The following is a 14,604-nucleotide window of genomic DNA, read 5'->3' on the forward strand; positions in this document are numbered from 1 at the left end:
GCATCGTTCAGTAGTAAACTTTATGAGCAATCTTGTAGCTGGAATTATTGCTTATAATTTTCTGCCAAAAAAACCATCACTAAAATATGAAACATTGAAAAATAATCAGTTAGCAATGTTTTATTAATCGAACTCAGGTTACAAATAATTGTAGGATAAAAGAATTTATCTATCAGTGTGTTTACTTATTCTAAATAGCGAAAAATTGCGTAAATTTGTGAACAATTTATATTTATATGTTGACTAAAAAAAAGGTTCAAGATTTCCTTAAAGAAATAGAAGTAGACGACTTGGTGAGTAATTTTCAAGTAATGGGTAATGATGTTTACATTGATATGACAGCCCATTCTCCCGCAATGCACGAAAAAAAGAAGCTTGAAGCAGCAATGAAACAAGCTTTTGCAAGTGAATTTGGAGATGATATCAATCTTAAATTAAAAATCGTTTCTCCTGAGCCAAGCGAAGTTCAGCAGAGCCAAATAAAAGGTAAACAAATTCCAGGAATTCAAAATATTATCGCTATTGCATCTGGTAAAGGTGGAGTAGGGAAATCTACAGTTGCTGCCAACTTAGCAGTTACTTTGGCAAAGATGGGTTTCAAAGTGGGTATTTTAGATGCAGATATCTATGGGCCATCTGTACCCACTATGTTTGATACGGAAGGAGCAAAGCCAATTTCAATTGAAGTAGATGGTAAAAACCTAATGAAACCAATTGAAAATTATGGTGTGAAAATGCTCTCTATTGGATATTTCTCAGGAGCAAACCAGGCGGTCGTTTGGAGAGGTCCAATGGCTTCTAAAGCATTAAACCAAATGATTAGAGATGCGCATTGGGGAGAATTAGATTTCTTATTAATCGATCTACCTCCAGGAACTGGTGATATTCACTTATCTATCATCCAAGAAGTACCTGTAACGGGTGCGGTGATTGTGAGTACACCTCAGCATGTAGCATTAGCAGATGTAAGAAAGGGGATTGCGATGTTCCAGATGGAAAGTATAAATATCCCAGTATTAGGTTTAGTAGAAAATATGGCGTACTTCACACCAGAAGAACTTCCAGAAAACAAATATTATATTTTTGGAAATCAAGGTGCACAATTCTTGGCTCAAGATTTAGGTATTCCTGTTTTAGGCGAGATTCCTATTGTGCAAAGTATAAGAGAAGCTGGTGATGTAGGTAGACCTGCAGCATTGCAAGAAAACTCCATTATTGCAGATATCTATACAGAAACTGCTCGTAAGATGGTAGAAAGCTTAGTAGAAAGAAACAAATTTCTTCCTCCTACAGAAGCGGTAAAGATTAGCACAATGGCCGGATGTTCACCAAAAAAATAATTAATATTCTCAAATTTTAAAGTTTGATAACTACACTCAGTATGGAGACAAATATAAGACACGAAGAAACTGTAACCAAAGTCATGGAGGCGCTAGAAAGCATCCGTCCATTTCTAAATAAAGACGGTGGCGACATTGAGCTTATTGATGTAAAGGATAATGTTGTTTTTGTAAAACTTTTAGGTAACTGTTCTGGTTGTTCTTTGAATTTTTCAACCCTAAAATTGGGCGTTGAAACAACAATCAAGCAGCACGCTCCTGAAATTGAAAAGGTAATCAATATAGAATAATACAATTTCTTTTTTCTTACAATAGGCAGACTCTTTTAGAGTTTGCCTATTTTTGTATTATGCATTTGCATTTGTGTGTTTTTTTGATTATATTTGAAAAAACCACACAAATGTTTGAATTTTTAGAAAATATAGAGCCTATGCATAAGGGCTTTTGGTATGTCGCAATCGCTACAAGTTTCCTTTTTTTGCTACAAACTATCATGACATTTGTAGGAGGTGATACTTCAGATTCTTTGAGTGATCCTACCGATGGAGATATCGAGATAGATTCTCCTTTTCAATTATTTTCTTTGCGAAATCTTATTAATTTTCTTCTAGGCTTCGGCTGGACAGGTGTAGCTTTTTATGACTCTATACCTAGCACTACCTTGCTAATTATTATTTCACTTTTAGTAGGCATTGGTTTTGTCCTTTTTTTCTTTTTTCTCATTGCACAAATACTAAAACTTACAGAAGACAATACCTTTAATATCAAAGATCTTATAGGAAGAGATGGCGAAGTATACCTTACCATTCCTGCTAGTATGAATGGTAAAGGTAAGGTAATCATATCTTCTAATGGTACTCAACACGAGTTACAAGCAATGACGGAATCTGATTCTAGTATAGCATCTGGACAAGAAGTGAGAGTACTCTATATAACACACAAAACACTTGTTGTAACGAAAATATAATTTTTTTTTAACCCCACATAATTATTATTTATGCCAATACCCGGAAGTCTTATTTTAATTTTAGTCATTGTTTTTGTATTATTCGTCACCTTTTTAGCATTAATCTCTCGCTACAAAAGATGCCCTAGTGATAAAATATTAGTCATCTATGGTAAAACGGGAGGCACTTCAGCTAAATGTATACATGGTGGAGGAGCATTTGTATGGCCTGTAATTCAGGATTCAGCTTATTTAGATTTAAAACCTATTTCCATTGAAGCCAATCTTACCAATGCTTTGTCGCGTCAAAATATTAGAGTAGACGTACCTTGTAGATTTACCATTGCTATATCTACAGAGCCCGACTCTATGGGCAATGCAGCAGAAAGGTTATTAGGTTTGGCACCAGAGCAAATACAAGAACTTTCTAAAGATATCTTGTTCGGACAGTTGCGTTTGGTAATTGCAACGATGACTATTGAGGAAATTAACTCGGATCGTGATAAATTCTTGGAAAATATCTCTATCAACGTAGATAACGAACTAAAGAAAATTGGATTAAAACTAATCAACGTTAACGTAACGGATATCCGTGATGAATCTGGATATATTGAGGCTCTTGGTAAAGAAGCTGCTGCAAAAGCCATCAATGAGGCGATCATTAGCGTTGCAGAACAAACTAAAATTGGAGAAACAGGAAAGGCAATTGCCGATAGAGAAAAAGATACACAAATTGCAGAAACGCAAAGAGATCGTGATGTGAAAATTGCGATTACCCAGAAAGATCGTGAAGTAAGTATTGCATCAGCAGAAAAAGATGAAGCTATTGGTAGAGCAGAAGCTGCAAAAGAAGCGCGTATTGCAACTTCATTAGCGAACTCTATTGCTGTAAAAGGAGAGAATGAGGCTAAAATTACTATTGCCAACTCCGATGCAGAAAGAAGAGAAAAAGAAGCAGAAGCATTGAGAATAGCAACGGCGGCAGAGAAAGTACAATCTGCTCGATCTCTAGAAGAATCTTACGTTGCAGAGCAAAAAGCGGAGGTGGCTAGAGCAGATAGAGAAAGATCTACTCAGCAAGCAAACATCGTAGTTCCAGCAGAAATAGCCAAACAAAAAGCCATTATTGATGCACAAGCAGAAGCAGAAAAAACTAGATTACAAGCAAAAGGAGAAGCGGATGCCATATTTGCAAAAATGGAGGCAGAAGCAAAAGGTCTTTATGAGATTCTTACTAAGCAAGCTGAAGGTTACGATAAGATTGTACAGGCTGCAGGAGGAGATACCAACAGTGCATTCCAGTTGCTATTGATAGAGAAACTTCCAGAATTGGTGAGAACTCAAGTAGAAGCAGTGAAAAACATCAAGATAGACAAGATTACAGTTTGGGATGGTGGAAACAACCAAGATGGAAGTACCTCTACAGCCAATTTTGTGTCTGGAATGATGAAATCTGTTCCCCCTTTGAATGATCTATTTAATATGGCTGGACTTAATTTACCAGATTATCTGAAAGGTAAACCAGAGGAGGTACAAAAAGAGATTGTGAAAATCATTGAAAACAAAGAAAAAAAGAATTTTGATGATATGACAACAGATAATACTCAAAACACTCCAACGTAATGAGTTGATTGTTATTTTACAAATTTTTCCCCGAAGGCAAGGCTTTTGGGGAATTTTTATTTTAAAATCTATTTAAATTTTTTTTTGAAAGGTCACAAAATGACCACCCTAGATTCTACCATTGTCAAAAATAGAATTATGTAAGTACATATTGCCATTGTAGGTGGAAGAGATTTCAACGACTATGAACTTATAAAAAATAAGTTGAATAAATTTATTGAAAACAAAGGTTTTCTAGAATCCATTATTTCTGCCGATGACACACAAACTGGCGCTTTAGTAGAAAAATACGCCAAAGAATTGAATGTAGAGCACATTATTGTAAAGCCTAATTTTGATAAATGCAGAAATCTAGCTCATGAATATAGAAATACAGAAATGATAGAAAAATCGGATATCGTATTTGAATTTTGGGATGGCAAATCTCCTGGAACATCGGATAGCATTAATAAAGCTAAAGAATTGCAGAAAAAACTTTTCATTATTAATTATTAAAGTAATAGCCGAATTAGTAGTATTCGGATATTATTATTATTATTATTATTATTTAGGTTAAAATTATTGCTTTTTTAAACAGTATTTTTCAATTTCAGGTAAAGATTTGTGGAATTTTTCCAAACGGTGATTATCTTCCACTTCAATGAGCTCAATGGAATTGAAAGTTTGCTCAAATAGCCAATTTTGATCTAAAACTGCATCGCTTTTGGTTGCAATTATAAGAGCATCAGATGGATTTTTAATCTTTATTAATTGAGGTATAATCGTTTTTGGGAATTCAAAATCTGCAATTCTGTCGTCAATATTTAATAACGGACTGCTAAGAATTAGAATCGATTTCTTTCCTTTCAATTTTCTGCTTTCTCGCAATTGATATGCAAAATTAGCTCCAGTAGAATCTCCAACAATAATAGGATTTTCCAGATTTTCTAATTTATTTTCTGCCTCATTCAAAAGTTCAGCAATGTTACTTTCATTGTTCCATTCTACAAAATCATAATCAAATTGATCTTTAAAATATTCTTTAAGATTTATAAATTTTCTAGAATTTCGGTCCGAGCCTAGACCGTGGATATAGAGTAGGGTGGTTTTCATTGTTTGATATTTCTTTAATAATATTATTGATAATTTCAGCGTATAATAATCCAAAACATTCGCTTTCTTTTTTTTCTCGACCTAGTTTATCAAATACAAATTTATTTTTGTGTTTCATTCTAGTAGCTCCTGATAAGTGTACCATTTTTAGAACTTCAATATCATCCTGAATTTTTATAGCCTTTAGTTTGTTTGATGCAATGTCTCCTAAAGTTATTATAATGTCTGGTTTAATAATTTCAATTTCATTGATTAAAATGTCTGCATATTTATTTAATTTATGTTTTTTATAAAAATTATAACTTCGATTCTTTTTTGATGAATCTGTATAAAAAAAAGTTTTGTAGATATCTGTAAGATATACAAAGTTTTTCTGACTAAGTTTTTCAATAAAATTCCAGTATTGTTTTGTTCGTCCCTCTCTTATTTTTTTTGAGTGCAGAGCAAATGGTGTCCCTATTATTACATTATTTACTTTATCTGCTTCTTCTTTTTCAAATGAATACTCATTACGTAGAGGGTCTATCCCAATAATCATTATTTTTGTATCCGAATCAAATTTTCCAAACCAAAATGGTAAATCAATTCCCAATAAATATGTATTTTCTGGAATTTCTTGATTAGGATGTATTTTCTCTTTGCTCTGGATATAAGTAATATCCTGCTCTCTATTTTTGTAATTGAAATAATCATATAAATTCCCAATTTCTGTAGTAGAAAGCTTAATAATATTTTCTTCTATCAGTTTAAAAATTTCTTTGTTCATTGTTTTTTCCATATTATTTCGTAGCTATAAAATTAAAATTTAAAAATACATACTCAGCATTTGAACGGCTAATAGTGATAGCTTCTGTATTATAATGTTTTTTTATCATATTTATAAGTTCATCGTCTGTAAGGTGTTCAATATCTATTCTGTGAAAAATCACACTTTGACCTTGAATTTCATCCCAAATCCAACTTTCCATCATTACATCGTATCCGTTGAAAATCGTTTGTTGGCGAAGAAGAATTTCGGTTCCTTTATCCACAGTAAGATTATTGAATTTACCTTTTTGCGTTTTCATTAAGCTCCTTTGCTATGTTTAAAAACCTCAGATATTCATTTTTTACAGATTGAGGTTCTATAATGGTTAATCTTTCTGCGTGGGTAAGTAGTTCTTGATAAAAATCGTAAGTGGGAACCAATTTCAAGGAAACGATAAGCTTTTCATCGGAATCTATCTCTATTTTTTGAGAATGATGTAAGGGTAAAGACTTCACAAAAGCAGACTGTTCACCTTTAAAGGATATGATTATATTTTCGGGTTTTTGGTTTTCTGTTGTCACAATTCCAAATGAATTTTTAAACAAATCTTCTAAACAAATCTCTTTTTTGACAAATCTTTTTGGATGATTCTCGAAAGCTGAGATTCTATCCAAACCATAGATTTTAAGCTTAAAATCTTTTTCATTACAATCGTTTCCGATAAGATACCAGCGATTGCGAAATTCTTTTAACCCATAAGGTTCAATAATTTTCCTACTTGAAATTTGATGCCAATGTTTTTTGTAATTAAAGCTTATTACTTTGTGTTTTTTACATGCATTAGCAATGGAATTGAAATATTCTACACCAAAAGTTTTTCTCTTTTCAAATAATATAAAGTCTTTATTTTTCTCCGAATTTTTATATGCATTAATAAGCAATAAATTTTCAAAAAGTGATTCTGAAATTTCTTCAAATCCGCATTCAAGCATTCTAAAAGTCTTAGATTTCACATCATATTTTATTTCAATATTCAGCAGTTCGGAAAGGAGTTTTCGATCTCGCTGAAAAGTTTTCACGCTAAATGCATAATCGCTATAATTGATGTTATCATTCTCTACTAAGTGCTTTTCGATTTCTTTATAAGTTGCTCCCGATTTTCTACCATCGAAAAATTGAGCAATAATAAAAAGGCGAAGCATTTGGTTATCTTTTGCCATGGTTGTGTCTTTGTTGGATGTAAATGTACTGTCTTAGGAAGTCAAATCATGACCGAGTGGGAATTATTTAATAAAAAACCACCAAATTCAATTAAAATTTGGTGGTCCCTTTATGTTGTAGTAAAGGCTAATTTTCTTTTTGCAAATTTTTATAAATATTTCGAATCAATCCATCAGCAACAGAAATTTTTGGAACAAAAATAGTTTTTATTTCAGACCAAGCCATCACGTTGTTGTAGATTTTCAAAGCGTGTACCAACACATCTGCGCGGTCCTCTCTAAGGTTGTATTTGCTCATTCTTTCTTCCACAGAATACAAACTGTATTCCTTGAAAACCTTTCTCAGGTAAGTAGAAGACATTGCTTGCCCTTCTTTGGTTTTACTCATAGAAAAAACCTTGTTGATGTTTCCGCCAGATCCTATCGCAACAATTTTCTTTTTGCTTACAATATTGGCCATTATTTCGTTGCGCATTTCCATCCAATTGTCTTCGGTAACCAAATTATTCAGAAGTCGAATAGTTCCTATATTAAAAGATTTTTCGTAAATCATTTCATTGTTTTCATAGAAAGTAAGCTCTGTAGAACCTCCACCTACATCTATATATAGGTATGCAAAATCTTTATCCAAGCCTTCTGCAACGTGGTTTTCATAGATCAGGGTAGCTTCCTCGTCACCAGAAATAATTTCTATAGCAATACCAGAAGATTTCTTTACTTGTTCTATTATATTTTTACCATTCTGTGCATCACGCATGGCACTTGTGGCACAAGCACGATAATGTTCTACTTTATAAATTTTCATCAGATCGCTGAAAATTTTCATGGCATCCAGAACCATTTTTTCGCGTTCAGCTTCTATTTTTCCAAGCGTAAATACATCTATCCCAAGTCGCAGAGGAATTCTAAGAAGATTTAGTTTTGTAAATTCTGGTTTTTGGTCTATAATTTTCACTTCGTTTATCAAAAGTCGGGCTGCATTGCTTCCTATGTCTATCGCTGCAATAATCATGTATAGAGGATGGTATTTTTTAGGTTGAAGGGTAAAAGAATGGTTTTCTTTTTGCGGTTTCAAAATTACAAAAAAAATGTTCTTGCTTTTATTTTATCCCTTTTTTGGATTGCTTTTTTTATCTGTAGCTTTATTTTTTAGGTATCTGTAGGTTTCTATTTGCGATCGGCACTCGCTTTGGTCATTATAGATATATTCGTTTTTTAGCTTTTTATCTAAAATTCTCGCTTTCGTATTATCTTTTAGCTGAATATCTAGTATATCTTTAAGTTCCTTTTTAATATTTTTATCCGTCACTTTTACAGCTGCCTCTATTCTATAGTCTAGATTTCTGGTCATCCAATCGGCAGAAGAAATATACATATCTTCATTACCTTTGTTGTAGAAATACATCACTCTGGCGTGTTCTAGATACTCGTCTACAATACTTATAGCTTTTATTTTTTGCTTAAAATCTTTTTGGTTAATAGCACAGTAGATTCCTCTTACAATCATCCTTACCACCACACCTGCTTTTGCCGCATCATAGAGTTTGAGGATAAGATCTCTATCGCTTACAGAATTGGCTTTGATGATGATTTCTGCTTTCTTGCCAGATTTTGCTTCCTCAATTTCTTTATCGATATACTGAACTATTTTTTCTCGCATAAACTGCGGACAAACCATAAGATTCTTGCAACTTTTTAGGACAGGAAGATAATCTTCTTTATGTTTTTTGAGTACGCTGAATACTTTATTTATATCTGCCATAATGCCTCTATCAGAAGTCATTATAAGGTGATCTCCGTATATCTTAGCTGTCTTTTCATTGAAGTTCCCTGTACTAATGAAACCATATTGTAGGGTTTTATTATTAAATCTCTTTTTGATGATACACAATTTGGCGTGAACCTTTTTGTCTGGAAGTCCTACCAATACTGTAATTCCTTCTGGTTCTAGCATATCTTTCCACATCAAATTAGATTCTTCATCAAATCTTGCTTGTAATTCTAGCATTACTGTTACCTCTTTACCATTTCTAGCAGCGTAGATCAGTGCATTAATAATTTTGGAGTTACTTGCTAAACGGTACGCTGTTATGGAAATAGATTTTACATCAGGATCCATCGCAGCTTCGCGCAGAAGGTCTATCACAGGGGTATAGGTGTGATATGGGAATGATAGAAGCACATCGTTTTTCATAACCACACTAGTAACTCTTTCTCCATTTTCAAAAGCAGGATGGGTAAAGGAAGTTCTCTCTATTGGTTTTTCGTAAGATGCTATTACATCTGGAAAATCCATAAAGTGCTTGAAATTGTGTATTTTCCCTCCCGGAATGATGCTGTCTTTTTTACTTAAATTTAATTTTCGAATCAGAAGTTCCAACAAAGCTTTATCCATATCTTTATCAAAAACAAATCGAGTAGGTTTCCCTTTTCTTCTATTTTTGATTCCTTTTTCTATTTTCTCTGCAAAATTGGTACGTATATCATTATCTATATCCATTTCGGCATCTTTTGTCACTTTAAAAGCGTGTGCAGAAAATTTATCGTACCCAAAATAAGAAAATATATGTGGGAGATTAAAGGTAATAACATCTTCTAGAAGCATTATGTTTTTCTCAGCAGGACTTTCTGTGGGCAACAAGACAAATCTGCCTACAAAACGAGACGGAATTTCTATAATAGCGTAATTGCTTCGGTATTGCCATTCTTTCTTTCGCATCGCCACACCCAAATAAAGGCTTTTGTCTCTATAGTAAGGCATTGGTGTGTTTTCGTGCAACAAAATAGGGATTACATTAGATTCCACTACATCTTCGTAGTATTGTCTTACATATTCCATTTGCTTTTCAGTGAGATTTCTCGCTGTTTTTATGAAGACATGTTGCTCTGCCATCTCAGCTTGGATTTTCTTCCAAGTTTTATCAAAATTCAATTGTTGTTTAATAACAATCTCGTTGATTCTTTGTAAAATTTTGGAAGGTGGCTGGTAGAAAGATTCGGCAATTACTTTTTCCTTGAAATCCATTGCACGTTTTAGGCCAGCCACTCGTACACGGAAAAACTCATCTAAATTATTAGAAAATATACCCAAAAATCTGATTCTAAGATGTAAGGGTACATTCTCGTCCATAGCTTCTTGCAAGACTCTTTCGTTAAAGGATAGCCAAGTGATATCTCGCGGATTGAAATGTAAAGACATAAGTGTTTTTAAATTTTACCAAAAATAATAATTATAAATCTTCTCAGAAGCAAGATAAAGTTAAACTTTGATTAATATTTTATAATTACTACTATTTATAATGACAGTATTAAAGAATGGTATGGAACGTAAACATGTCAATATGTCATAATTTTTTTAATGGTACAAATATTGAGAAAGTGAGTATATAATTATTAATAAAAAATAAATAAAATATATAAAAATATCATGAGTAAAATTATTGGAATTGACTTAGGAACAACCAACTCTTGTGTGGCTGTAATGGAAGGAAAGGACGCTGTTGTTATTCCTAACGCAGAAGGGAAAAGAACAACTCCGTCAATTGTAGCATTTACAGAAGATGGTGAAAGAAAAGTAGGAGATCCTGCAAAAAGACAGGCAGTAACTAACCCTACAAAAACTGTTTATTCTATAAAAAGATTCATTGGTACTCATTTTAAAGATGATGCTAAAGAAGTTTCTAGAGTACCTTATAATGTGGTATCTGGACCAAACGATACAATTAAAGTAAAAATCGACGATAGAGAATATACACCTCAAGAGATTTCTGCAATGATTCTTCAAAAAATGAAGAAAACTGCTGAAGACTACTTAGGACAAGAAGTTACAAGAGCGGTTATTACTGTCCCTGCTTACTTTAACGATGCGCAAAGACAAGCTACTAAAGAAGCTGGAGAAATTGCAGGTCTTAAAGTAGAAAGAATTATCAACGAGCCTACTGCTGCGGCATTAGCTTATGGTATGGACAAAGCTCACAAAGATCAAAAAATTGCTGTTTACGATTTAGGTGGTGGTACTTTTGACGTTTCTATCCTAGATTTAGGTGACGGAGTATTCGAAGTATTGTCAACTAATGGTGACACACACTTAGGAGGAGACGATTTTGATGATGTGATTATCAAATGGATGGCTGAAGAGTTCCAAGCTGAAGAAGGAGTAGATCTTAAAGCTGATGCTATCGCATTACAAAGATTGAAAGAAGCTGCTGAAAAAGCAAAAATTGAATTATCTGCTTCTACTCAAACAGAAATCAATTTACCTTATATTACAGCTACTGCTACAGGTCCAAAACACTTAGTGAAGACTTTAACAAAAGCTAAATTTGAGCAATTATCTGCAGACTTAGTAAGAAGATCTATGGAGCCATGTAAAAAAGCTTTATCTGATGCAGGTCTTTCTATCTCAGATATCGACGAGGTGATATTGGTAGGTGGTTCTACAAGAATCCCGATCATCCAAGAAGAAGTAGAAAAATTCTTCGGTAAAAAACCATCTAAAGGAGTGAATCCAGATGAGGTTGTAGCTATTGGTGCTGCTATACAAGGTGGTGTACTTACAGGAGATGTTACAGATGTATTATTATTAGATGTAACGCCTCTTTCTTTAGGGATCGAAACCATGGGGTCTGTATTCACAAAATTGATTGATGCGAATACTACAATCCCTACAAAAAAATCTGAAGTTTTCTCTACTGCGTCAGACAACCAGCCTGCTGTAAGCATTAGAGTAGGACAAGGTGAAAGACCAATGTTCAACGATAACAAAGAGATTGGTAAATTTGATCTTACAGATATTCCACCAGCACAAAGAGGAGTTCCTCAGATTGAAGTTACTTTCGATATTGATGCAAATGGTATCCTAAGTGTTTCTGCTAAAGATAAAGGTACTGGTAAAGAGCAATCTATTAAAATTCAAGCATCATCTGGTCTTTCTGAAGAAGAAATCGAAAGAATGAAAAAAGAAGCGCAAGAAAACTCTGCTTCTGATGCAAAAAGAAAAGAAGAAGTTGAGATTTTCAACAAAGCTGACGGATTGATTTTCCAAACAGAAAAGCAATTGAAAGAATTTGGTGAGAAATTATCTGCTGACAAAAAAGCAGCTATAGAAACAGCTCATACAGAACTAAAAGCAGCTTTCGAAACTAAAAATGGTGAAGAAGTAAAAGCTAAAACTGAAGCTTTAGATGCAGCTTGGATGGCAGCTTCTGAAGAAATGTATGCACAAGGTCAGGGTGCAGAAGGTGCAGAACAAGCTAATCCATCTAAAGGTGGTGCAGACGATGTACAAGATGCAGACTTCGAAGAAGTGAAATAGGCTCAGCGAGTCAAACAATAATAAATATCCCTTCGTGAAAACGAGGGGATATTTTTTTTGTATAAAGTTTAGAAATAATTAATATAATTCTTTAAGTTTAGGTAAAATTAGTATATTGATGTTTAAAATTAGACTTTTAAATAAAATAAATCACCATAATGGATAAAGGGTTAATAGATTTTGAAAAAGCACTCAGATTAAGGAAAACTATAATCACTATTGTCTTTTTAGGATTCATTTTTTTACCATCCACACTATTTTATATTGCCACTGTATCGGAGACCCATTCGTTTAAAAATCTAGATCAGGAAACCTATAGCAGAAGAATGAATGATAGTTGCTATTACGCGTGGATATTGCTCTTCGCAATGGCTGTTATTGTAATTCCATGTCTCATAATTATTCTTAGAATGATCAATAGATATTTTAAGTTTTTTAAAAGATTATCTGCAACAGATATTCAAGAAATGATTGCGCTAAATAATAAAGAAGATTTTCTGTACAAATATCAGCCATCCTATATTATTAGTGATGATACAATAACATTTTTTACCACATTTTATCAAAACACAATACCATTTTCAGAGATTAAAAGGATTAAAATAAAACAAAACTATTACAGAGGTTACAGCGCAAACGTATTTATTGATACTAATAAAAATAGCTATCTGTATACATTGGCAGGGGACCCATATAAGGTGAGGAATTTTGTGACTGAAGCATTAACCAGAAATCCTAATATTACAAATAACTCAGATTGGAATAGGTAACTATTTTAAGAAATAGTAAGCAATTTTAATACTAACAAAACACAACTAATATGATAAAAACTCTTCTAAAGATATATGGTAAAATTGTGGCATTTAGTTTTTTCACCACGCTCATTTTAGCAACAATAGTGGGAATAGTTCAGTCGTATTTTGCGGAACCCTCACAATCTATGAGAAATTGCATTATGCCTTTTTTTACAGAACTATTATTTGTAGGATTAGCATCCGTTGTAGCGCTTTCCACCATCACAATCTTCATTAATCTTAATGAAAAAATTAGGACACATAATACCACAAATTTTTTGTCGTTCTTTATATTACCATTTGTAATTGGTATTTTCTCAATAATTTCAGTAGTACAAGCAGAAGGAGCAGGATTTCAGACTATTTTATTCCTTATTGTGTCAATAGGTACACCCTTGTTTTTCATCCGAAGTGAGTATTTAAAATTTAAGAATAACGAATAGTTTGCATACAATAATTATCGTGTTACAAGCACTTCTACCAAAAGTTTTTTTTCTTTCTTGAGTAATATAGTAATGTAAAAATTCTACTGGTTATTTTCACCATTTTGATAGCTTTAAAAATTTATGCGGGTGAAGTTTCATGAAGCTTTGGACAGAGCTCTTTATTAAAATCCTTTTAAGATACTATAGTAAGCTATAATGATTATATTTCATTTTTTATTTCGTCGGATGAAAATTCTTAGCTGTTATTATCGCCAAAACTCAAAGCGGATACGAGCAATCTGTTCACACTAACGAGGGGAAGTGTATCTATTGCTTTGTCAAAATTATATTTTTAGGAAGCGGATCAGGATATTGACTTGCACTATAATTATATAATTAGCAATCAGGATAAATAACAGTACGTCTTGGTCTGTATTTCCAAGTCAGTTGAGTTTTGTACTATTAGCAAAAGCAATTGTTATAAATTCCCTATTATTACATAAATCCTTATCAAAATAACTCAGTATATAATTGTTTTCATCTTTTACGACTCCTCCACCACCTAATTTTTGCATTATCATCAGATATGGTTGTGTTATCAAATAATATATTTCCACTAGTAGATAGTGTTTTGAACTTTCCGATTAGAGAATCTTTATTGTATTTAAAATGGTCATCATATTTATTGGTCATTTTTTTTGAAGGTTACATAGAACGTTTTATTATTCCTAGTTCCCATCCAAGTTCCTGTATAGTTCTTAAGTTCATTATCTGTATCTTTCATGTAATAACATTGATCTTGAGGAATATCTGTATGAGTTCTTAGCGGAATAATTAATTGTTGCTGACATCTGGTCTGGCTGAAGCTGTAGGTATATATAAAAGATATAGTAACGCAAAAATATTTTTCATAATTATTATAGTTTAAAAACCCCCAATTGGAGGTTTTTATTACTGTTTTGTCAAAATAATATTCTGTGGAAAAGAAATAGACCAATCAAAAACTGGTTGTCCTTGAATGGTTACTTTTGTTCCTGGCTTATTTTTTAGGCTTAAAAGTTTTATATGGTTAGAGTCTATGTACTCAATTTCAAATTCAACT

Annotated in this window: 15 protein-coding genes; 8 read left to right on the forward strand and 7 right to left on the reverse strand. The window is 32.8% G+C overall.

Annotated features, from left to right (window positions below; genetic code table 11):
* The first annotated feature begins 236 nt into the window (after positions 1-236).
* The 5 genes from ACKI42_RS12215 (at position 237) to ACKI42_RS12235 (ending at position 4,404) form a co-directional block, all read left to right on the forward strand.
* On the forward strand, positions 237-1,340 hold the full coding sequence (locus ACKI42_RS12215) for an Mrp/NBP35 family ATP-binding protein (protein WP_407405840.1): 1,104 nt from the start codon (positions 237-239) through the stop codon (positions 1,338-1,340).
* Positions 1,341-1,381: 41 nt separating this feature from the next.
* Positions 1,382-1,630 (forward strand): NifU family protein, encoded by a 249-nt coding sequence (locus ACKI42_RS12220; RefSeq protein ID WP_407405842.1) that lies wholly within the window; start codon positions 1,382-1,384, stop codon positions 1,628-1,630.
* A gap of 110 nt (positions 1,631-1,740) precedes the next feature.
* Positions 1,741-2,307 carry an NfeD family protein gene (locus tag ACKI42_RS12225; RefSeq protein ID WP_407405844.1) on the forward strand — a complete coding sequence of 189 codons (567 nt, stop codon included), beginning with the start codon at positions 1,741-1,743 and terminating at the stop codon, positions 2,305-2,307.
* Between the two features lie 30 nt (positions 2,308-2,337).
* Positions 2,338-3,909 carry a flotillin family protein gene (locus tag ACKI42_RS12230; protein WP_407405846.1) on the forward strand — a complete coding sequence of 524 codons (1,572 nt, stop codon included), beginning with the start codon at positions 2,338-2,340 and terminating at the stop codon, positions 3,907-3,909.
* A 156-nt stretch (positions 3,910-4,065) separates the two neighbouring features.
* Positions 4,066-4,404, forward strand: coding sequence for a DUF2493 domain-containing protein (locus ACKI42_RS12235; protein WP_407405866.1), 339 nt, complete (start codon positions 4,066-4,068; stop codon positions 4,402-4,404).
* A gap of 63 nt (positions 4,405-4,467) precedes the next feature.
* Here ACKI42_RS12235 and ACKI42_RS12240 read toward each other — a convergent pair whose 3' ends face one another.
* From ACKI42_RS12240 to ppk1, 6 genes are all read right to left on the reverse strand, one after another.
* Complete coding sequence (locus ACKI42_RS12240; protein WP_407405848.1) at positions 4,468-5,001, reverse strand: YqiA/YcfP family alpha/beta fold hydrolase; 534 nt, start codon at positions 4,999-5,001, stop codon at positions 4,468-4,470.
* Positions 4,949-5,767 (reverse strand): uracil-DNA glycosylase family protein, encoded by an 819-nt coding sequence (locus ACKI42_RS12245; RefSeq protein WP_407405850.1) that lies wholly within the window; start codon positions 5,765-5,767, stop codon positions 4,949-4,951. The genes ACKI42_RS12240 and ACKI42_RS12245 overlap by 53 nt, the downstream gene beginning before the upstream one ends.
* 13 nt (positions 5,768-5,780) lie before the next feature.
* Positions 5,781-6,068 carry a hypothetical protein gene (locus tag ACKI42_RS12250; RefSeq protein ID WP_407405852.1) on the reverse strand — a complete coding sequence of 96 codons (288 nt, stop codon included), beginning with the start codon at positions 6,066-6,068 and terminating at the stop codon, positions 5,781-5,783.
* On the reverse strand, positions 6,049-6,969 hold the full coding sequence (locus ACKI42_RS12255; protein WP_407405854.1) for a WYL domain-containing protein: 921 nt from the start codon (positions 6,967-6,969) through the stop codon (positions 6,049-6,051). Before ACKI42_RS12255 ends, ACKI42_RS12250 begins: the two co-directional genes overlap by 20 nt.
* A gap of 127 nt (positions 6,970-7,096) precedes the next feature.
* Positions 7,097-7,981 (reverse strand): exopolyphosphatase, encoded by an 885-nt coding sequence (locus tag ACKI42_RS12260; RefSeq protein ID WP_407405868.1) that lies wholly within the window; start codon positions 7,979-7,981, stop codon positions 7,097-7,099.
* Positions 7,982-8,074: 93 nt separating this feature from the next.
* Positions 8,075-10,168: a polyphosphate kinase 1 gene (gene ppk1 / locus ACKI42_RS12265; protein ID WP_407405856.1), complete on the reverse strand. Its 2,094-nt coding sequence runs from the start codon at positions 10,166-10,168 to the stop codon at positions 8,075-8,077.
* Between the two features lie 228 nt (positions 10,169-10,396).
* On the opposite strand from ppk1, the gene dnaK reads away from it, so the two are divergent.
* From dnaK to ACKI42_RS12280, 3 genes are all read left to right on the forward strand, one after another.
* Entirely contained in the window at positions 10,397-12,283 is a 1,887-nt protein-coding gene (dnaK, locus tag ACKI42_RS12270; protein ID WP_407405858.1) for a molecular chaperone DnaK, read from the forward strand.
* Positions 12,284-12,441: 158 nt separating this feature from the next.
* Positions 12,442-13,053, forward strand: coding sequence for a hypothetical protein (locus ACKI42_RS12275; protein WP_407405860.1), 612 nt, complete (start codon positions 12,442-12,444; stop codon positions 13,051-13,053).
* 50 nt (positions 13,054-13,103) lie between these two features.
* Positions 13,104-13,520 (forward strand): hypothetical protein, encoded by a 417-nt coding sequence (locus tag ACKI42_RS12280; protein WP_407405862.1) that lies wholly within the window; start codon positions 13,104-13,106, stop codon positions 13,518-13,520.
* Between the two features lie 664 nt (positions 13,521-14,184).
* Here the strand turns inward: ACKI42_RS12280 and ACKI42_RS12285 are convergent.
* The gene (locus ACKI42_RS12285; RefSeq protein WP_407405864.1) at positions 14,185-14,499 is read right to left on the reverse strand and encodes a DUF6705 family protein; all 315 of its coding nucleotides are present in this window, start codon (positions 14,497-14,499) and stop codon (positions 14,185-14,187) included.
* Positions 14,500-14,604: the final 105 nt, after the last annotated feature.

The organism is Chryseobacterium sp. (genome assembly GCF_045629545.1).
In the GTDB taxonomy this organism is placed as follows: Bacteria; Bacteroidota; Bacteroidia; order Flavobacteriales; family Weeksellaceae; genus Chryseobacterium.